15 protein-coding genes are annotated in these 19,681 nt (G+C 75.2%); 7 read left to right on the top strand and 8 right to left on the bottom strand.

All coding sequences use genetic code 11. The annotated features are described in order from the left end of the window. Position 1: 1 nt before the first annotated feature. Positions 2-1,330 (bottom strand): ABC transporter substrate-binding protein, encoded by a 1,329-nt coding sequence (locus tag A2CP1_RS16680; RefSeq protein WP_015934458.1) that lies wholly within the window; start codon positions 1,328-1,330, stop codon positions 2-4. Positions 1,331-1,617: 287 nt separating this feature from the next. On the opposite strand from A2CP1_RS16680, the gene A2CP1_RS16675 reads away from it, so the two are divergent. After that, the gene (locus A2CP1_RS16675; protein ID WP_015934457.1) at positions 1,618-2,607 is read left to right on the top strand and encodes a Na+/H+ antiporter NhaA; all 990 of its coding nucleotides are present in this window, start codon (positions 1,618-1,620) and stop codon (positions 2,605-2,607) included. A gap of 9 nt (positions 2,608-2,616) precedes the next feature. Next, positions 2,617-2,976 carry an antibiotic biosynthesis monooxygenase family protein gene (locus A2CP1_RS16670; RefSeq protein WP_015934456.1) on the top strand — a complete coding sequence of 120 codons (360 nt, stop codon included), beginning with the start codon at positions 2,617-2,619 and terminating at the stop codon, positions 2,974-2,976. 36 nt (positions 2,977-3,012) lie between these two features. Here the strand turns inward: A2CP1_RS16670 and A2CP1_RS16665 are convergent, their stop codons facing one another. The 6 genes from A2CP1_RS16665 to A2CP1_RS16640 all read right to left on the bottom strand — a co-directional run bounded on the left by A2CP1_RS16665 (position 3,013) and on the right by A2CP1_RS16640 (position 12,016). Beyond that, on the bottom strand, positions 3,013-6,705 hold the full coding sequence (locus tag A2CP1_RS16665; protein ID WP_015934455.1) for a phosphoketolase: 3,693 nt from the start codon (positions 6,703-6,705) through the stop codon (positions 3,013-3,015). A gap of 75 nt (positions 6,706-6,780) precedes the next feature. After that, on the bottom strand, positions 6,781-7,932 hold the full coding sequence (locus A2CP1_RS16660) for an ABC transporter permease (protein WP_015934454.1): 1,152 nt from the start codon (positions 7,930-7,932) through the stop codon (positions 6,781-6,783). Beyond that, complete coding sequence (locus A2CP1_RS16655) at positions 7,929-9,071, bottom strand: ABC transporter permease (RefSeq protein ID WP_015934453.1); 1,143 nt, start codon at positions 9,069-9,071, stop codon at positions 7,929-7,931. The genes A2CP1_RS16660 and A2CP1_RS16655 overlap by 4 nt, the downstream gene beginning before the upstream one ends. Beyond that, on the bottom strand, positions 9,068-10,036 hold the full coding sequence (locus A2CP1_RS16650) for an ABC transporter ATP-binding protein (RefSeq protein ID WP_015934452.1): 969 nt from the start codon (positions 10,034-10,036) through the stop codon (positions 9,068-9,070). The genes A2CP1_RS16655 and A2CP1_RS16650 overlap by 4 nt, the downstream gene beginning before the upstream one ends. Further along, entirely contained in the window at positions 10,033-10,965 is a 933-nt protein-coding gene (locus tag A2CP1_RS16645) for an ABC transporter ATP-binding protein (protein WP_015934451.1), read from the bottom strand. The genes A2CP1_RS16650 and A2CP1_RS16645 overlap by 4 nt, the downstream gene beginning before the upstream one ends. 10 nt (positions 10,966-10,975) lie before the next feature. Continuing rightward, positions 10,976-12,016, bottom strand: a complete 1,041-nt coding sequence (locus tag A2CP1_RS16640) for an HlyD family secretion protein (protein WP_015934450.1) — start codon at positions 12,014-12,016, stop codon at positions 10,976-10,978. Positions 12,017-12,300: 284 nt separating this feature from the next. On the opposite strand from A2CP1_RS16640, the gene A2CP1_RS16635 reads away from it, so the two are divergent. Both A2CP1_RS16635 and A2CP1_RS16630 read left to right on the top strand, forming a co-directional pair. Beyond that, positions 12,301-13,623, top strand: a complete 1,323-nt coding sequence (locus tag A2CP1_RS16635; protein ID WP_015934449.1) for a TolC family protein — start codon at positions 12,301-12,303, stop codon at positions 13,621-13,623. A gap of 14 nt (positions 13,624-13,637) precedes the next feature. After that, positions 13,638-14,987, top strand: coding sequence for a sensor histidine kinase (locus A2CP1_RS16630; RefSeq protein WP_015934448.1), 1,350 nt, complete (start codon positions 13,638-13,640; stop codon positions 14,985-14,987). Positions 14,988-15,068: 81 nt separating this feature from the next. Here the strand turns inward: A2CP1_RS16630 and A2CP1_RS16625 are convergent, their stop codons facing one another. After that, complete coding sequence (locus tag A2CP1_RS16625; RefSeq protein WP_015934447.1) at positions 15,069-17,222, bottom strand: M3 family metallopeptidase; 2,154 nt, start codon at positions 17,220-17,222, stop codon at positions 15,069-15,071. A 224-nt stretch (positions 17,223-17,446) separates the two neighbouring features. Here A2CP1_RS16625 and A2CP1_RS16620 point away from each other — a divergent pair, with 224 nt between their 5' ends. The 3 genes from A2CP1_RS16620 (at position 17,447) to A2CP1_RS16610 (ending at position 19,676) form a co-directional block, all read left to right on the top strand. Next, positions 17,447-18,022, top strand: coding sequence for an outer membrane beta-barrel protein (locus A2CP1_RS16620; protein WP_015934446.1), 576 nt, complete (start codon positions 17,447-17,449; stop codon positions 18,020-18,022). Between the two features lie 131 nt (positions 18,023-18,153). Beyond that, a complete protein-coding gene (locus A2CP1_RS16615) occupies positions 18,154-18,759 on the top strand; it encodes a nucleotidyltransferase family protein (RefSeq protein WP_015934445.1) in 606 nt (201 codons plus the stop codon). Further along, positions 18,756-19,676: an XdhC family protein gene (locus A2CP1_RS16610; RefSeq protein WP_015934444.1), complete on the top strand. Its 921-nt coding sequence runs from the start codon at positions 18,756-18,758 to the stop codon at positions 19,674-19,676. Before A2CP1_RS16615 ends, A2CP1_RS16610 begins: the two co-directional genes overlap by 4 nt. Positions 19,677-19,681: the final 5 nt, after the last annotated feature.

The following is a 19,681-nucleotide window of genomic DNA, read 5'->3' as shown; positions in this document are numbered from 1 at the left end:
CTCACTTCCACTTGTCGAAGATGCGCTTCACCTCGGCCTCGGCCGCCTTGGCGGCGTCGCGCGCCGGCATCTCGTCGCGCGCGACCTTCGCGAACATCGTCGGGATCACGAAGGTGTTGAACACCTCGTCCACGGCGGCGGTGGCGTAGCCGGGGTAGCCGACGTTGGTGGCCCACTCGGTCACGCCCGCGAGCACCTTGTACTTGTCCGGCGGCACGCCCTTCGGGTCGTTCGCCACCTGCTGGGCGATGTCCGGCACCGTCTTCGGGAAGCAGGGGAAGTTGTAGAACTCGCTCGCCTTGAACGCGTCGCCGAACGCGTCCAGGTAGTCCACCAGGAACTGCTTCGCGCCGTCCTTGTTCTCGGCGAACTTCCAGATGACGTAGCAGTCCATGACGTGCTCGGCCGCCATCCGGCGCACCGGCCCCTTCAGCGCGGGCACGATCTGGATCTTCTTCGACATCTCCGGGTTCTCCTTCTCGGCGGTGCGCGTCACCGAGATCGCGTTCAGCACGAAGGAGAGCTTGCCGGCCAGGATGCCCCGGTTGTTCGAGGAGGGATCCCAGGTGAACACCTCCCCGGTCTGCGCCTCCTTCTGCAGCGCGCGCATGAACTCGAGCGCCTGGATGGTCTGCGGCGAATTGATGACCACCCGGCCCTCCGCGTCCTGCACCGAGCCGCCGAACGACCAGAGCAGCGCGCGCATGGCCATGTTCGTGTCGAGCTCCTGCGAGAGCCCGATGCCGCACGGGTTGCCGATCTTCTGCTTGATGGCCGCGGCACCCTTGCGCAGGTCCTCCCAGGTGTCCGGGCCGTGCGGGAAGCCGACCTGCGACCAGAGATCCTGCCGGTAGTTGCCGGGGTCCGGGACGTAGCTGTCCGCGAACGCGAAGTACTTCCTGGTCTTCGGGTTGAACGTGGACTTGTGCCCGAGGTCGTTCACCTTGCCCCAGCGCTTCTCCACCTGCTGGTAGATCTCGGTGTGGTCGATGACCTGCTTCTCGTACGCCGCCGGCGGCGAGAGGAACATGAACAGGTCGTGGCCCTTCTGCGCGGAGACCTCGGCGGCGGCGCGGGCGTTGATCTCCGGGATGGAGATGTGATCGACGATCACCCGCGTGCCGTGCTTCTCGCCCCACTGCTTGCAGAAGGTGCCGTCGAACCACTTGTCGTAGCCCGGCACGAAGTGGCTCCACTGGATGATCTTGAGCGTCTTGCCGCCCTGCGCGCGCGCGCGGCGCGGCAGCCCGGCCGCCGCCAGGGCGCCCACGCCCGCAGCCTTCACGAACTGCCGACGGCTCCACCTCGAGGACCCGCGATCGCTTGCCATCCCGACCTCCGGCGCGCGATCGTTCGCGCGCGAAACCGTGACCTCTGCATCGCTATGTACGAGGGCGGCTGGCGGCCGTGCGCCTGACGGGTCCGGCGCTGCGTCGCTTGGGGCCGCCCGCGCGTGCTCCCTCGATGGCGACGCCGCGCGGGGCCGCTCGCGGTGCGCCGGCGCGCGTCGGCGGGACGCCCGAGCGCCCGGCCCGGGCTGGTGCTTGCCGCCCGCACGGCCCGGAGTCGAATCGCGCCGATGGCCGACCCGCTCGCCTCGCGCCGGAAGGCCACCCGATGAGCGCGTCCGCTCCCCTCCCGGTCCGGCTCGATCCTCCGGTGGACCCGGCGCGGGATCACGTGCTCGGCGAGGCCGGCGCGGAGCTGACGCTGGTCGAGTACGGCAGCTCCGCTTGCCCGCACTGCCACGCCGCCCACGCGGTCGTCGCAGACCTGCGCGACCGGCTCCGGTACGTGTTCCGCCAGCGCCCATCCGCGCCAAGGCGGCCCGGCCGGCGGCCGAGCTGGCCGAGGCGGCCGGGCTCGCCGGTGACGGCTTCTGGCGGGCGCCCTCCACCGCGCCTGCTGCTGCTGGCCGCCACCGCGCTCGCGGTCGCCATCGCGAGCTCGCCGGCCCGCGCCGCGTTCACCGCCGCCTGGCAGGCGCCGCTCGGGCTGTCGCTGGGCGGCCACGCGTTCGCGCTGCCGCTGGTGCAATGGGTGAACGACCTGGTCGCGATCGCGGTGGTGGCGCTGTTCGACTCCGGCGCGATCTCGGTGCCGTGGCTGCTCGCGGCGGCGGCGGTGACCGCGCCCCTCGCCGGGCTGAGCCGGGCGGCGATCTCGGCGGCGCCGCCGTACGCCGCGCTGGGCGTGCTGCTGTGGGCCTGCCTCCACGCGGCCGGGCTGCACCCCAGGCTGGCGGGGGTGATCCTGGCGGTGGTGACGCCGACCCGGCCGCCGCCCGACCTCCGCGCGCTCACCGGGCAGGCGCAGGCGGTGCTGGAGGCGGAGCTGCGCCGGGCGCGCGAGGGCGTGCTGCGCCACCGCTCGCTGCCGGCGCTGCGCGCGCTGGACGCCATCCACGATCGCATCGAGTCCCCGCGGCGAAGATCGCGATCTTCGCCGCGTCGATGCTCGCCGGCGTCCTCGGCGCGCTGGTGCTCTGGCCCGGCGCTCGCCCGCGGCGGAGGCGGAGGCACTCCCGGCGCCCGAGGGCTCCGAGGTGGACGCGGCGGGCACGTAGCCCGCCAGGGCCGTTCCGGCGCCTGCGGCGGACGGGTATGAGTGCCGCCCATGTTCGAGCGCGATCCATCCCGCGCCGCGCCGGCCGGGGGCATCGCCCCGCCGGCCGGCCCCGGTGCCTACGCCGTCGTCTTCACCTCCCTCCGCACCGACGGTGATCAGGGCTACGCCCAGACCGCCGAGGAGATGGAGGCGCTCGCGCGCGTGCAGCCGGGCTTCCTCGGCGTGGAGAGCGCCCGTGGCGCCGACGGCCTCGGCATCACCGTCGCGTACTGGCGCGACGAGGACGCCATCCGGCGCTGGCGGGAGCTGGCGGACCACCGCGCAGCGCAGCGGGCCGGGCGGGAGCGGTGGTACCGCGCGTACCGCGTCCGAGTGTGCCGCGTCGAGCGCGAGTACGCCTTCCCCTGATCGCCGAGGTCGAGCGCCCGCGGCCCGGCGCCGGCGTCAACGCGCCCCCAGCCGCCCGCCGGGCCAGGTCCAGCCCGCGTCCTCCGGCGCGTCCACCCCGTGCTCGTGCGCGTACATGCGCGCGGTGAGCTGCCGGTTGCGCAGCCGCTCCTTGGCGTGCGCGCCGGTGGCGCGGAGCCGCGGGACGCGGTCGATGACGTCCATGGCCAGGCTGAACCGGTCGATCTGGTTGTCGATGGCGAGCTCGAGCGGCGTGTCGATGCTGCCCTTCTCCTTGTAGCCGCGCACGTGCAGGTTCGGGTGGTTCCGTTGGCGGTAGGCGAGCCGGTGGATCAGCCACGGGTAGCCGTGGAAGTTGAAGATGATGGGCCGGTCGGTCGTGAACAGCGAGTCGAAGTCGCGGTCGGGGAGGCCGTGCGGGTGCTCGGTGTCCGGCTGCAGCGTGAACAGGTCCACCACGTTGACGAAGCGCAGCTTGACGTCCGGGAACGCCTCGCGCAGCAGCGCCGTGGCCGCCAGCGCCTCGAGCGTGGCGACGTCGCCGGCGCAGGCCATCACCACGTCCGGCTCGGCGCCCTCGTCGCTGCTGGCCCAGTCCCAGATCCCGAGCCCCTTGGCGCAATGGGTGATGGCCGCGTCCATGGGCAGGTACTGCAGGTGCGCCTGCTTGTCGGCCACGATCACGTTCACGTAGTTCTCGCTGCGCAGGCAGTGGTCGGCCACCGAGAGCAGGCAGTTCGCGTCGGGCGGCAGGTAGATGCGGGTCACCGCGGCGCTCTTGTTCACCACCACGTCGAGGAAGCCCGGGTCCTGGTGGGTGAAGCCGTTGTGGTCCTGCCGCCACACCGTGGAGGTGACGAGCAGGTTGAGCGAGGCGATCTCCTCGCGCCAGGAGAGCTGGTTGCAGATGGACAGCCACTTCGCGTGCTGGTTGAACATCGAGTCGATGATGTGGACGAACGCCTCGTAGGTGGAGAGCAGGCCGTGGCGGCCGGTGAGCAGGTAGCCCTCCAGCATCCCCTCCAGCGTGTGCTCGGAGAGCATCTCCACCACCCGCCCGTCCGGCGCGAGCCGCCCGCCGTCCTCGTCCTCCGGGAAGCGCTCGGCGAGCCAGAGCTTCCGCGACGCCTCGTAGACGGCGTCGAGCCGGTTGGAGCTGGTCTCGTCCGGTCCGAACAACCGGAAGCGGGTCGGGTTCTCGCGCATCACGTCGCGCAGGAACGCGCCCAGCGGGCGCGTGTTCTCCGCCCGCGACTCGCCGGGCGCGGGCACCGGCACCGCGTACTCGCGGAAGTCCGGGAGCAGGAGCGCCTTCTTCAGCACCCCGCCGTTCGCGTGCGGGCTGGCGCCCATGCGGCGCTCGCCGCGCGGCGCGGCCTCCCGCACCCGCGGCGCGGGCGCGCCGGAGGCGTCGAAGAGCTCCTCGGGCCGGTAGCTGCGCAGCCAGCGCTCCAGCAGCGCCAGGCGCGCCGGGTCGTCCTTCACGCGCGGGATGGGGACCTGGTGCGCGCGCCACGAGCCCTCCAGCCGGTGGCCGTCCAGCTCGGCCGGCGCGGTCCAGCCCTTGGGCGTGCGGAGCACGATGGCGGGCCAGCGCGGGCGGGCGGGGACCCCGGTGCGCCGGGCCTCGAGCTGCGCGCCCCGGATCAGCTCGACGCACCGGTCGAGCGTGGCGGCCATGGCCTGGTGCATCGACTCCGGCTCGGATCCTTCCACGAAGAACGGCGTCCAGCCGGCGCCGCGCAGCAGCGCCTCCAGCTCGTCGTGCCCGATGCGGGCGAGCAGGGTGGGGTTGTCGATCTTGTAGCCGTTGAGCGACAGGATCGGCAGCACCGCGCCGTCGCGGATCGGGTTCAGGAACTTGCTCACGTGCCAGGACGTCGCGAGCGGCCCGGTCTCCGCCTCGCCGTCGCCCACCACCGCGGCGACGACCAGGTCCGGGTTGTCGAACGCCGCCCCGCAGGCGTGCGAGAGCACGTAGCCCAGCTCCCCGCCCTCGTGGATCGAGCCCGGCGTCTCGGGCGTGCAGTGGCTCCCGACGCCGCCGGGGAAGGAGAACTGGCGGAAAAACCGGCGCAGCCCCTCCTCGTCCAGGCTGCGGTCCGGGTAGACCTCGGAGTAGGTGCCCTCCAGGTAGACGGGGCCGAGCACGCCGGGCGCGCCGTGCCCCGGGCCCGCCATGAACAGCACCTCGGCGCCGCGCAGCCGGATGAGCCGGTTCAGGTGCGCGTACACGAACGACAGCGCCGGGCTCGCGCCCCAGTGCCCGAGCAGGCGGTTCTTCACGTGCTCGGGGCGCAGCGGCTCGCGCAGCAGCGGGTTGTCGCGCAGGTAGATCATCCCGGCCGCGAGGTAGTTGCAGGCGCGCCAGAACGCGTCGAGGCGGTGGACCTCCTCGGGCGCGAGCGGCCGCTCGGAGACGGTGGCGCGGGCGGGGCCGTACGCGGACAGCGCGGCGGCGCCCGTCGCGACGGCGGGGTTCGAGGTCACGTGGCTTCCCTCCCTGGCGCGCGGCCGCGCGCGCTCGAGCAGCGCCCGGGCCTGGCGCGCGATGGTGAGCTCCTCGTCGGCCGGGACCACCCAGGCCGAGGCGCGGCTGCCGGCGACCGAGACGCGCGGGCCCCCGGCCGCGTTCGCGCCCGGGTCGAGCTCCACGCCCAGCCAGCCCGCGTCGCGGCAGACCCGCGCGCGGATCTCCGGCGCGTTCTCGCCGATGCCGCCGGTGAACACGAGCGCGTCGAGGCCGCCCAGCGCGGCCGCGGCGGCGCCCAGCTCGCGCCGGATCCGGTCCACGAACAGGTCCACCGCCAGGGCCGCGCGCGGGTCTGCCGAGGCGAGCAGCGTGCGCATGTCGGCCGAGACGCCGGAGACGCCCAGCAGGCCGGAGCGGTCGTACAGCAGCGCCTCGATCTCGCGCGCCCGCATCCCGCGCTCGGCCGAGAGCCACAGCAGCGCGCCGGGGTCGATGGAGCCGCAGCGCGTGCCCATCACCAGGCCGTCGAGCACGCTGAAGCCCATGGTGGCGCCCAGGCTGCGACCGCCCTGCAGCGCGCACAGGCTCGCGCCGTTCCCGAGGTGCAGCGCGACGGTGCGTCCGGCCGCGGCCCGGGGGGCGAGCGCCGGGAGCGCCTCGGCCACGTGCTGGTAGGAGAGCCCGTGGAAGCCGTACCGGCGCAGGCCGGCCTCGTGCAGCTCCTCCGGGATGGCGAACCGCTCGAACAGCGGCGGCGCGGTGCGGTGGAACGCGGTGTCGAAGCAGGCCACCTGCGGCACGCCGGGAAGCAGCTCGCGCACGGCGCGGATCGGCGCGAGGTTGTGCGGCTGGTGCAACGGCGCGAGCGGGACGAACGTCTGGAGGCGCGCGAGCACCTCGCCGGTGAGGAGCGCCGGCCCGTCGAACACCGTGCCGCCGTGCACCACCCGGTGGCCCACCCCGTCGAGCGTCCGCCCCCCGGGCGCCGCGCGCACCAGCTCGAGCACCGCCCCCAGGGCGGCCGCGTGATCCACGTACGCGTTCGCCGGCCAGGTGCGCTCGGCCGCCGGCTCGCCGTCCGGCCCGCGCGCGAGGAGGTGTGGCGCGCCGTCGCCGCCGAGGCGCTCGACCTTGCCGCGGAGCTCGGCGGCGAGCGCGCCGTCCGCCTGCCCGGCGAACAGCGCGAACTTGATCGAGGACGACCCGGCGTTGAGGACGAGGATCCGCTCGGACATGGCGCGCCGCCGGATCGTCATACTGCGCCTCGCCCCGCCCCCGGTCAGCGGAAGTCGGGTCGCACCCCGCGCGGTAGGCCGGGCCGCCGCCCCGGGTCAGCTCAGGGTCTTGCGGAAGCGGAGCGCGGAGAGGACGAAGATGGCCGAGCCGATGACCGCGAGCGCCGTGAGGGGGATCGCCAGGTCGGCCAGGCCGGCGCCCCGCAGCAGCGAGCCGCGCATCACGGTGGCGAAGTGGCGCACCGGGTTCACGAAGGTGATGGCCCGGAGCCAGCCGGGCATCGCGGCCACCGGCGTCATGACGCCGGACAGCAGCAGCGCCGGGACCAGGAACAGGAAGCCGCCCAGGAACGACTGCTGCTGGTTCTTCGAGATGGTCGAGATGAACAGCCCCACGCCGAGGGTGGTGAGCAGGTAGAGGAGCGTGCCGAGCGCCAGGACCGGGAGCGGTCCGCGGATGGGCACCCCGAAGATCAGGCTGGCGACCCCCACCAGCAGCGCCAGGTTCACGAACCCGATGATCACGTACGGCGCGATCTTGCCGGCGAGCAGCACGGCGGGCCGGATGGGCGTGACCAGCACCTGCTCCAGCGTGCCCATCTCGCGCTCGCGCGCGAGCCCCATCGCGCTCACGATCGTGGTCACCACCACCAGAAGCAGCGCCGCGATGCCGGGGACCATGTAGGGCGGGGAGTCGAGCCCGGGGTTGTAGAAGAGCCGCGGCACGAGCGCGAGCTGGCCGGGCGGCGTGGCGCCGCGCGCGGCGAGCGCCTCCCGCGCCAGGCGCTCGCCCACGCCGCCGAAGTAGCGCGCCACCGCGTCGGCGGCCACCGTGGAGCGGTTCGGGTCGGCGCCGTCGATGAGCACCTGCACCTCCGCCGGCCGGCCGGCGGCCAGGTCGGCGGCGAGCCGCTCCGGGAACATCACCGCCGCGGCGGCCTCGCCCCGGTGCACCCGCAGCTCGGCCTCGACCGCCGAGGCGGTGTCGCCGGCGCGGATCAGCGTCCCGTCGGCGAGCAGGCGCCGCGCGTGCTCGCGAGACACGTCGGTGCGGTCGCGGTCGAGCACCACCGTGCGCACCCGGTCCACGTCGAAGTTCGCCGCGAACCCGAACACCACCGTCTGCAGCAGCGGCGCGATCACCAGCACCGCCATCATGCGCTTGTCGCGCGCCGTCTGGCGGACCTCCTTGCGGAACACCGCCAGGAACTGCACGCGCGCCGAGGGCCTGGGGCGTCGGGGGGTCACGCGAGCCTCCGCTTGAAGCGCGCGGTGGAGAGCGCGATCACGAGGAGCGCGAACGCCACCACCGCGAGCAGGTCGGGCCAGAGCACGTCGAGGCCGTTCCCCTTCAGCAGGATCTCGCGGAGCGCGTGCACCATGTAGCGGGCCGGGATCAGGCGGGAGAGGAGCTGCAGCGCCACGGGCATGTTCTCGATGGGGAACACCATGCCGGAGAGGAGCAGGGACGGCAGCAGGGCGGAGATGAGCCCCACCTGCGTGGCGAGGAGCTGGTTCTTGGTGAGGACCGACACGAGCAGCCCCTGGCCGAGCATCCCCACCACGAAGAAGAACCCCATGGCGATGAGGAGCGGCGGCTTGCCCATCACCGGCACGTCGAACACCGCCGCCCCGAACGCGATCACCACCAGCAGCTCGAGCATCGCCAGCACGAGGTAGGGCAGGAGCTTGCCGAGCACGATCTCCAGCCGGCCCACCGGCGAGGCGAAGAGCTGCTCCATCGAGCCGCGCTCCCACTCGCCGGCCACGGTGAGCGTGGTGAGCAGGATCGCGGTGATCGCCAGGATGTACGCGGCGAGCCCCGGCACCAGGAACAGCGCCGATCGCGCGGCGGGGTTGTAGAGCGTCCGGACCTTCACCGAGAGCGGCGGCGCGGCCGGCGCCGCGAGGGCGGCGGAGCGCCGGCGCGACTCGGCGCGCACCAGCGCGTCGGCCTTGGAGAGGAGCTGGTTCGCCGAGCTGACGTCGGACGCGTCGGCCAGGAGCTGCAGCTCCACCGTCTCGCGGCGGGCCAGCCGCTCCTCGTAGTCCTCCGGGATCACCAGCACCGCCGCCGCCTCGCCCCGGCGGAACAGCCGGTCCGCGTCCCGGGGCGCGACCTCGCCCGCCAGCGCCAGCTCGCCGCTCTCGGTGAGCGCCCGGACCAGCTCGCGCGACGCCTCGCTCCGGTCCGCGTCCGCCACCGCCAGCGGGATCCGCTCCAGGTCGGTGGTCACGCCGTAGCCGAACAGGAACAGCATCACCAGCGGCATGACCAGCGCGAGGTACAGCGTGCGCGGGTCGCGCAGGACATGGATGGTCTCCTTCTGCGCCATGGCGCCGATGCGCACCAGCGAGCGGCGCGTCCGCTCCCGGGGCCCCGTCACGGCGAGCCCTCCTCGCCGCGCCCGCCGGCGCCGACCACCGCCAGGAACACGTCCTCGAGGCTCGGCTCGGCGCGCTCGACCACCACGTCCGAGGCGCCCCCGGCCCGCAGCGCCGCCGCCGCGTCCTGCTCGGACAGCGCGCCCGGCTCGACGCGCAGGTGCAGCGCCGCGCCGAAGCGCATCACGTTCCTCACGCCGGGCAGGCCGCGCGCTCGCTCGACCGCGCGCGCCAGGTCCCGGCCGCGCGCCACGAGCAGCCGCTCCGGCACCCAGCGCGCCTTCAGGCCGGCCGGCGTGTCGAGCGCCACCAGCTTGCCGTCCACCATCAGGCCGATGCGCCGGCAGTACTCGGCCTCGTCGAGGTAGTGCGTGGTGACGAACACGGTGGTCCCCTCGCGAGCCAGGTCGCGGATGACGCGCCAGAACGTGCGGCGGGCCACCGGGTCCACGCCGGCGGTGGGCTCGTCGAGGAACACCACCTGCGGCCGCTGCAGGATGGCGCTGGCGAGCGCGAGCCGCTGGCGGACGCCGCCGGGCAGATCGCCGGTGATGACGTCGCCCGCGTCGCGCAGGTCGGCGAGCGCCAGCACCTCGTCGGCGCGCCGCTCCAGCGCCTTGCCCCAGAGCCCGTAGGCGCCGCCGAAGAAGATCAGGTTCTCGCGCACGGGGAGGTCGAGGTAGAGCGAGAACTTCTGCGACATGTAGCCGATGGAGGCCTTCACCGCCTCGGGGTCGGTGGCGAGGTCGTGGCCGGCCACGCGGCCGGTGCCGGAGGTGGGCGCGAGCAGCCCGGTGAGCATGCGGATGGTGGTGGACTTCCCCGCGCCGTTCGCGCCCAGGTAGCCGAAGATCTCGCCGCGCTCGACCTCGAAGCTGACGCGGTCCACCGCCAGGAACGCGCCGAAGCGGCGCGTCAGCTCGCGCGCCTCGATCGCCGGCGCGGCGGCGCTCGCGGCCGGGGTCACGCCGCCTCCCGGATGCGGGCCAGGAACAGGTCCTCGAAGTCGGGGTGGGTGGGCTCCAGCTCGGCGCCGAGCGGCGCGATGGCCCGCGCCACCTCGTCCCGCGCGCCGCGGGCGACCACCACCTTGAGCCGCGCCCCGGCCGGCGAGGCAGCCAGCACGGCCGGGTGCGCCGCGAGCGCCGCGTCGAGCCGCTCGCGATCGCCGCCGTGCACCTCGTACGCCTCGTCCTCGAAGCGGGCGATGAGCGCGCCCGGCTCCCCGTCGAGCAGGGCCCGGCCCCGGTGTACCAGCGCCACGCGGCTGCAGCGCTCCGCCTCGTCCATGTACGGGGTGGACACGAGCACCGTCATGCCGCCGTGCACGAACTCGTGGAGCAGCGCCCACAGCTCGCGGCGCGAGACCGGGTCCACGCCGTTCGTCGGCTCGTCGAGGAGCAGCACCTCGGGCTCGTGCAGCAGCGCGCAGGCGAGCGCGAGCTTCTTGTACATGCCGCCGGAGAGCGCGTCGGCGCGGCGGTCGGTGAACCGGTCGAGGCGGGTGATGGCGAGGAGCCGCTCCTTGCGCTCGCGGTAGACCGCCCGCGGCAGCACGTAGAGCCGGGCGAAGAAGTGCAGGTTCTCCTCCACGGTGAGGTCCCGGTAGAGCGAGTACTGCTGCGGCATGAGCCCGAGCCGCTCGCGGTTCGCGCCGGAGAGCGGGTCCGCGCCCAGCACCCGCGCCTCGCCGCCGTCCAGCGCGAGCAGGCCGGCCAGCGCGCGGATGGCGGTGGTCTTGCCGGCGCCGTCGGGGCCGACCAGGCCCAGCAGCTCGCCGCGCGCGAGCTCGAAGGACAGGCCGTCGAGCGCGACGGTGGCGCCGAAGCGCCGGACCATCGCGCGCGCGACCACCGCGGGGCCGGCGCCGGGGGAGGGGGTGGGCTCGTGCGTCATGGCGCGCGCCTCAGCGCCCCGTCCCGGGCAGCGTCACCTGCACCGGCATCCCGGCCCGCAGCTTCGCGTCCCGGTTCACCACCACCACCTCCACCGGGTAGACGAGCCGGTCGCGGTCGGTGCGGGTCTGGATGTTCCTCGGGGTGAACTCGGCCTCCAGCGAGACCGTGCGCACCGTCGCCTGGAACCGCTCGCCCGGCCACGCGTCCGCCGCCACCTCCGCCTTCTGCCCCGGCCTCACCGCGCCGATCTCGGCGTTGGGCAGGTAGAAGGTGGCGGTCACCTCCGAGAGGTCCACGAGGCGCGCCAGCACCGCGCCCGGCGGCACCAGCTCGCCGGCCTCGTGCGGCAGCGTCTGCACCTCGGCGTCGCGCGGCGCGCGGAGCTCGCACTCCCCCGCGAGGATCCGGGCGCGCTCCACCGACGCCTCCGCCGCCCGCACCTGCGCCAGCGCGGCCTGCGCCTGCGACGCGGTGGCGGTGGTGTTGACCGCCGCGGCGCGCGCCTGCTCGGCGCTGGCGGTGGCCTGCGCCCTCGCGGCGAGCGTCTGCTGCGAGAGCTGCGCCGCGCTCGCCTGGGTGAGGTCGATGCTCGACGCGGCCACGTCCTCGGGCAGGTTCGTGAGCCGCCGCGCCTGCCGCTCGGCGGCCTCGGCCTGCGCCGCCAGCGCGGCCGCCTGCGCCTTCGCCGCCTCCTGCGTCGCGCCCGCCGCCACCCGCGCGCGCTCGGACGCCTTCACCTGCGCCATCGCGGCCGCCGCCTGCGCCCGCGCGGCGGCGAGGCGCGCCTCCGCCTCGGCGAGCGCCGCGGCGGGATCGGCGCAGTCGAGGCGGACCAGCAGGTCGCCCGCCTTCACTCGCTGGCCCTCGCGCACCTTCAGCTCGAGGATGCGCGCGCCCACGCGCGAGGAGAGCTCGACCACGGTCCCCTCGATCTCGCCCGAGCCGCCCGCCGGCGCCGACAGGGCGCGCGCCTGGCTCCACAGGCGGTAGCCGATGAGGCTGGCCAGCACGAGCGTGAGCACCACCAGGACCGCGACGACTCGTCTCATGTCTGCTCCCTCCGCGGTGGATTCCGCGGGCTGCGCCCGGTCGCGTCGCAAGACGCGTGCCGCCGTGCGCCGGTGCCCGGCGCGCCGCGGGGACGCGGCGTTGCGCCCGGCGTGTCGACCCTCCGGCGTAGGAGAACCGACGCGGCGTACGGGAATCCGAACGCGCGCACCCGGGCCGCGCGCCGAAACCGCCGCCGCGGCGCGATCCCGCGCGCCGGCACCGTCCTTGCTCTCCTCCGCGCCCGGCGGCGCCGTCCCCCCCGCGCCGCCCCGGAGAACGCACCGTGAACACGCCGATCCTCCTCGCGCTCCTCCTCGCCACGCCGGGCGGTACCCCGGCGGCGCCCGCCGCCTCGCCGGCCGCGCCGCCCGACGCCGCCGTCGCCGAGCTGACGCTCGAGGCCGCCCTCCGCGAGCTCGACGCGCAGAGCCTGACCCTGGCGCAGGCGCGCAGCCGCGCCGACGAGGCGGGCGCGCTCGTGCGTCAGTCCGCCGCCGCGCTCCTCCCCACGCTCACCGCCCAGGGCACCTATCTGAGGAACAGCGAGGGCGTCACGCTGGCGCTCCCGGGCGGCCCCGAGCGCGTCATCCAGCCGGACGAGTCGCTGAGCGTGACCGCCACCGCGCGCGTCCCGCTGCTCGTCCCCACCGCCTGGTTCGACCTCGCCGCCGCGCGCGACGCGGCCCGCGCCGAGGATCTCGGCGCCGAGGCCACCCGGCGCACGCTCCGCACCGGCCTGGCGCAGTCGGCGCACGGTGCCGCCTCGGCGGAGGAGGTGGTGGCCGCCTCCGAGCGCGCCGTCGAGAGCGCGGCCGAGCTGGTGCGGAGCGCGGAGCGCCGCGTGGCCGCCGGGACCGCGGCGCCGCTCGACGTGCTGAAGTCGCGCACGGAGCAGGTCCGGCGCGAGAGCGACCTGGTGTCCGCGCGCGCCGGCCTGGAGCGGGCGCGGCTGGCGCTCGGGATCCTGCTCGGGCGGAGGGATCCGGTCCGGGTGGTGGTGCCGGACGGCACCACGGCGCCCGCGCCGGAGCTCGACGTTCCGGCCGAGGCGCTGGCGGGCGAGGCGCTCGAGCACCGGCCGGAGATCGCCGCGCAGGACGCGCGGGTGGCGGCGGCCGAGTCCGGCGTCCGCTCCGCCTGGGCGCGCCTCGCCCCGCAGCTCTCCGCCTCCGGGTCCGCGTTCGCGGCGGACACCCCCTACGTCTCCGGCGAGAAGGACGGCTGGCGGGTGACGCTCGACCTCACCTGGCAGCTCTACGACGGCGGCTTCCGGTACGGGAAGCGCCGCCAGGCGGAGGCCCAGGCCGCCGGCGCGCGCGCCGGCGCGGAGGCGCAGCGGCTGGCGGTGCGCCAGGAGGTGGAGGACGGCCGGCGCGACCTGCGCGTGGCGCGCGAGCGGCTCCGCCTGGCCGACACGCAGTCGCGGCTGGCCGGCGAGACGGCCGCGTCGGCGCGCCGGTCCTTCGAGGCGGGGATCGCGTCGAGCCTCGACGTGATCGACGCGAACGACCGCCAGTACCTGGCCGAGATCGGCCTCGCCGACGCGCGCGCGCGGCTCGCGCAGGCGCGGCTCGCGCTCGGGCGCGCGCTGGGGCGGGACCTGTAGCGCCGGGGGCGGCCATGCGCGCGGCGGCGACCCTGGCGCGGCGGCGGGTGGGCTCCGGCCCGCCGCTGCCGGAGCGCATCCAGCGGGAGGAGTTCTCCAGGCTGTTCGGGCGGCTGCTCACCTTCCGGCTGTGGGTGCTGCTGCCGGTGCTGTTGCTGGTGGGATGGGTGGTCTGGATCGATCCGTCCCCCTGGCGGCGCGCGGTGCTGCTCGCGGCGCTGGTGGCGGTGTCGATCTTCTTCGTCCGGGAGCTGCTCGCGTTCCGGGCGGGCGGGGCGGGTCAGCGGTCGGTGAACCGCAACGTGCTGCTCGCGACGTTCGGGCAGGTGGTGGTCTCGTTCGCGACCGGCGGCATCGACAGCCCGTTCCTTCCGGCCGCGCTGGTGCTGGCGGTGATCCCGGCGATGCTGGTGGAAGGGCCGGTGCGCTGGCTCATCCCTGCCATGCAGATCTCGGGGGTGCTGACGCTGGCGGCCCTGGGGGCGAGCGGCGCCATCCCGGATCTCAACCTGGCGGCGTTCGGCGGCGGCGCGCGCGTGGGCGCCGGCACCGCGTACCTGTGGGCCGACGCGGCGCTGCTCTGCCTCATGCTGGCCGGCGTGCACGCGCTCGGGAACGGGCTGCGCCACGCGTACCAGGCCGTCCTCCGGCGCCAGCTCGCCGCCCAGGAGGACGCGCTGCGCGCGCACCAGGAGCGCGCCGCCGAGCTGGTCGAGCTGTCCGGCGAGATCGCGCACGAGCTGAAGAACCCGCTCGCCAGCGTGAAGGCGCTCGCGGGGCTGCTGAGGCAGCAGCTCCCGGACGGCAAGGGCGCCGAGCGGCTCGAGGTCCTCCGCCACGAGGTGGACCGGATGCAGTCGGTGCTGGAGGACTTCCTCAACTTCTCGCGCCCGCTCGTGCCGCTCTCGGTGGACGCGTGCGACCTCGCCGCGCTCTGCCAGGAGGTCGCGGCGCTGCACGAGGGCGTCGCCTCGGAGCGCGGGCTGGAGCTGTCGGTGGAAGGCGACGGCGCGTCCGTCCGCGGCGATCGCCGCAAGCTGAAGCAGGTGCTCATCAACCTGGTCCAGAACGCGGTGGAGGCGAGCGCGCCGGGCGGCGAGGTGGTGCTCGAGGTCGCGCCCGCCGCGGACGGCGGCGCGCGCGTGCGCGTGCTCGATCGCGGCGCAGGGGTGGACCCCGCGCTCGGCGACGCCGTGTTCCACCCCGGCGTGACCAGCAAGGCGAAGGGCTCCGGCCTGGGCCTCACCGTGGCGCGGGCCATCGCCCGCCAGCACGGCGGTGACCTCGCGCTCGCGCCCCGGCCGGACGGCGGCACCGCCGCGGAGCTGGTCCTGCCGGCGCGCCCCGCCGCGCCCGGGCCGTAGCCGGGACGCCGCCGGGCGCAGGGCCTGGTCGGCGCGATCCGCGATCCCGGGACCGGATCGCGGATCGCGTGCCGCGCGCGCTTACCGCGGCGCCGCGCCCGGCTCCGCCGCCGGCACCGGGAAGCCGCGCTTGCGCATGAGCGCGCCGATGCCGGGGTCGCGCCCGCGGAACGCGCGGTACGCGTCGGCGGGGTCGACGGTGTTCCCGGCGGAGAACACGTGCTCGCGCAGGCGGGCGGCGACCGCCCGATCGTAGGGTCCCTTCGCCTCGGTGAACGCCTCGTACGCGTCGGTGCTGAGGGTGTCGGCCCAGAGGTAGCTGTAGTAGCCGGCGGAGTAGCCGTCGCCGGAGAACACGTGGAGGAAGTGCGGCGGCCGGTGGCGCATCACCACCTCGCGCGGCATGCCCAGCGCGGCGAGCGTGTCCTTCTCGAACGCGGCGGGGTCGATCTCGGTCGAGCCGGCGAGGTGCATCTTCAGATCCACCAGCGCGGCCGAGAGGTACTCCACCGTCCCGAAGCCCTGGTTGAAGGTGGACGCCTTCTGGATCTTCGCCACCAGCGCCCGCGGCAGCGGCTTGCCGGTCTTCACGTGGCGCGCGAAGCGGTCCAGCACCTCCGGCGTCTCGAGCCAGCGCTCCAGGAGCTGCGACGGGAACTCCACGTAGTCGCGCGCCACCGCGGTGCCGGAGAGCGACGGGTACCCGACGCTGGAGGCGAGGCCGTGCAGCGCGTGCCCGAACTCGTGGAACAGGGTCTCGGCGTCGGTCCAGCTCACCAGCACCGGCTCGCCCGGCTTCCCCTTCACGAAGTTCGCGTTGTTCGAGACGATGGTCGGGATCTCGCCGTCGAACCGCTCCTGCGCGCGGTACGCGTTCATCCACGCGCCCGAGCGCTTCCCGTCGCGCGCGTACGGGTCGAAGTACCAGCGGCCCACGTGCCGGCCCTTGCCGTCCTTCACCTCCCAGACGCGCACGTCGGGGTGGTACACCGGCACGCCCTTCGCCGGCGTGAAGTGCAGGTCGAACAGGCGGCCGGCCACCCAGAACATCGCCTCGCGCAGCTTCTCGAGCTGGAGGTACGGCTTCACCTCGTTCTCGTCGAGGTCGTACTTCGCCTTGCGGACCTTCTCCGCGTAGAAGCGGTAGTCCCACGGCTCGATGGTGATGCCCGCGCCCTCGCGGTCGGCCACCGCCTGCATGTCGGCGACCTCCTCGCGGACCCGCGCCACCGCCGCCGGCCAGACCGCCTCCATGAGCGCCATGGCGCGCCCGGGCGTCTTCGCCATCGAGTCCTCGAGCCGCCAGTGCGCGTGCGTCGGGTACCCGAGCAGCTTCGCGCGCTCGGCGCGCAGCTTCAGGATCTCGGTGATGGCCGCCTTGGTGTCGTGCGCGTCGCCGTGATCGCCGCGGCTGGTGAAGTCGCGCCAGACCCGCTCGCGGAGGTCGCGCCGCTCCGAGTAGGCCAGGAACGGCTCGACGCTGGAGCGCGTGTTGAGCACCGCCCACTTGCCGGCCTTCCCGCGGGTCGCGGCCGCGGCCGCCATGCCGGCGCGCACGCTCGCCGGCAGGCCCGCCAGCGCCGCCTCGTCCTCGAGGACCAGGGTGTAGCCGGACTCGTCGGCCAGCACGTCCTGCGCGAACTTCGTGTACAGCGTGGCGAGCCGCTCGTTGATCGCGGCGACGCGCTGCTTCGCGGCCGGGTCGAGCTTCGCGCCGGCGCGGACGAACGTCGTGTAATAGAGCCAGGCGAGCCGCTTCTGCTCGGGCGTCCTGCAGGAGGTCTCGCGCGCATCGTAGACGGCGGCGATGCGCGCGAACAGCTTCTCGTTCTGCGTGATCCGGTCGTCGAACGCGGCCAGCTTCGGCGCCAGCTCGCGCTCCACCGCCTGGAACTCCGGCGTGCTCATCGAGGTGGAGAACACCCCGAAGACCGTCATGGCGCGGTCGAGCGCCCGGCCGGAGCGCTCCATCGCGGCCAGCGTGTTGTCGAAGGTGGGCGCGGCCGGGTCGGCGGCGATCGCCTCGACGGCGGCGAGCTTCGCGGCCATGCCGGCCTCGATGGCCGGGGCGAGCTGATCGACGCGCGCCACGTCGAACGGCGGGACGCCGCCGTGCGGGCCCGCCCACGGGGCGAGCAGCGGGTTGTTCACGGGGACCTCCGCGCGCGCGGGGGCCGCGGGCGGGCTGGAGAGCAGGACGAGCTGTGCGAGCGCGCTCGCGACGAGTGCCGACATGTACGACCTCCGCGCCGAATGGGCTCCCGGTTCTCTCGCGCGGGGCCGCGAGCGGGTCAAGTCCCTCGTCGCGCCGGATCACGTGCGCGTCGCGGTGCGATCCGCGGTTGACACGCGGCGCGAAGGCAGGTTGAACGTGCGTGCGCCGGCGCTCGCCGGCGCGCCACGGGCGCGGCAGCCGGGCCGCCGCGCGCCGCCCCTCACCACCCACGGAGCGAACACACATGAAGCGGATGCTCATCTCCGTCCTCGCCGTCCTCGCGCTGGCGCCGTTCGCCGCGCAGGCCCGCAACCTGTCGCCGGGCACGCTGGAGCTCTCCGGCTCGACCCAGCTCGGGTTCTCGACCACGTCGACCGAGGTGGACGGCGACCCCAACGACTTCGACCAGGACATCTGGACCGTCCACGGCTCGGGCCTCGTCTACATCGCCCCGAACCTCGGCATCGGCCTCGTCCTCGGGCACCAGAACGTCGAGACCACCTACGGCCTCGACAAGACCGAGTCCAGCACCACCACCTTCGGCCCGACGATCGGCTTCAACGTGAGCCTGGCCCAGCAGCTCTCGCTCAAGCTGAACGGCAACCTCGTGTTCGCGCGGGGCTCGCAGGACGACCTCGACATGGACGGGTTCGGCTGGGGCGTCGGCGCGGGGCTGAGCTTCTTCCCGGTGTCGTACCTCTCGATCGACGCCGGCCTCGGCTACCAGGCGCTGTACCTCGAGGACGACGTGAACCGCGACTGGGACATCTCGGGCCTGAACGTCGGCGTCGGCCTCAGCGTCTACTTCGGCGGCCGGTAGCCGGCCGATCCCGCGGCGCCGCGGGACGGAGGTCTTGCGCCCGCGGTGCGCTCCCGGAAGGGGCGCGCCGCGGGCGCGCTCGCGCGTCGCCGTCTCGGCGGGCGCGCGCGCGCCGGGTTAAGGTTCCGGCCATGTTCGCGCCCATCGTGCTCGCGGCCGGCGGCTCGTCGCGGATGGGCCGCAGCAAGCTGGTGCTCGAGCTCGGGGGCGTCTCGCTGCTCCGGCGCGTCGCGCGCGCCGCGGCGGACGCGGCGGTGGGCCCCGTGGTGGTGGTGCTCGGCGACGCCGCCGAGCGCGCCCGGCCGGAGCTGGAGGGCCTCCCCTGCACGATCGTCGCGGATCCCGCCCTCACCTCGCGCGGCATGAACGCCTCGCTCGCGGCCGGCCTGGCCGCGGTGCCCGCCCTCGCGGCGGGCGCGGTGGTGCTCCTCGCCGACATGCCGCTGGTGGACGCCGCGGCGATCCGCGCCCTGGTGGTGCGCCACCGCGCCTCCGGTGCGCCGCTGGTGGCGACCCGCGATGGCGACGCCCTCGCGCCGCCGGTGCTCTACCATCGCGCGCTGTTCGCCGAGCTGGCCGCGGGCGGCGAGGGTGACGGGATCGGGCGCGCGCTGCTGCGGCGTCACGCGGACCGGCTGCAGGTGGTGGACGCGCCCGCCGGCACGCTCGCCGACGTGGACGGTCCGGCCGACCTGGAGCGCCTGCGCGCGCGGCTCGGCGAGGGAGGCACGCGGTGACCGATCGCGAGGTCCTGGAGCGGGCGGCCGCCTGGAGCGCCGCGGGGCAGCGAGTGGCGCTCGCGACCGTGGTCGCGACCTGGGGCTCGTCGCCTCGACCGGCCGGCAGCCAGCTCGCGGTGAGCGAGCGCGGAGAGCTGGCGGGCTCGGTGTCGGGCGGCTGCGTGGAGTCGGCCGTGGCGGAGGCGGCGCTGGAGGTGCTGCGCACCGGGGCGCCGCGAACGCTCGAGTACGGGGTGACGGCCGAGCGCGCCTGGGAGGTGGGGCTCCCGTGCGGCGGGCGGGTGCGCGTCCACGTGGAGGCGGCCGGCGCCGACGCGCTGGCACGCGACGTCCGCGCGCTCCGCGCGCGCGAGCGGGTCGAGCGGGTGCTCGAGCTCGGCGGGGGCGAGACGTTCCGGCTGGTGCTGGAGCCGCCGGTGCGGCTGGTGATCGTCGGGGCGGTGCACCTCGCGCAGCCGCTCGCGCGCATGGCGGAGGTGGCGGGCTACGAGGTCCGGCTGGTGGACCCGCGCCCCGTCTACGCCACCGAGGCGCGCTTCCCCGGCGTTGCCGTCGAGCGCGCCTGGCCCGGGGAGGCGCTCGCCCGGATCGGCCTCGACGCGCGGACGGCCGTGGTGACGCTCAGCCACGATCGCAAGCTCGACGACCCGGCGCTCGCCGCGGCGCTCCGGTCGCCGGCGTTCTACGTCGGGGCGCTGGGGAGCCGCCGCACGCAGGCGGGGATCCGCAGCCGGCTCCGCGAGGAGGGACTCGCCGACGCCGACCTGGCGCGCCTGCACGGGCCGGTGGGGCTCGACCTGGGCGGCGAGGCGCCCGCCGAGCTCGCGGTGGAGATCCTCGCAGACCTGGTGGCGACGCTGCGCCGCGCGGCCGCGCCCGTCCCGGCGCCCGCCGCCGCCGCGCCCGCCACCTGATCCCG

Source organism: Anaeromyxobacter dehalogenans 2CP-1 (assembly GCF_000022145.1).
In the GTDB taxonomy this organism is placed as follows: Bacteria; Myxococcota; Myxococcia; order Myxococcales; family Anaeromyxobacteraceae; genus Anaeromyxobacter; species Anaeromyxobacter dehalogenans.
This window is presented reverse-complemented; position numbering and strand designations above follow the sequence as displayed.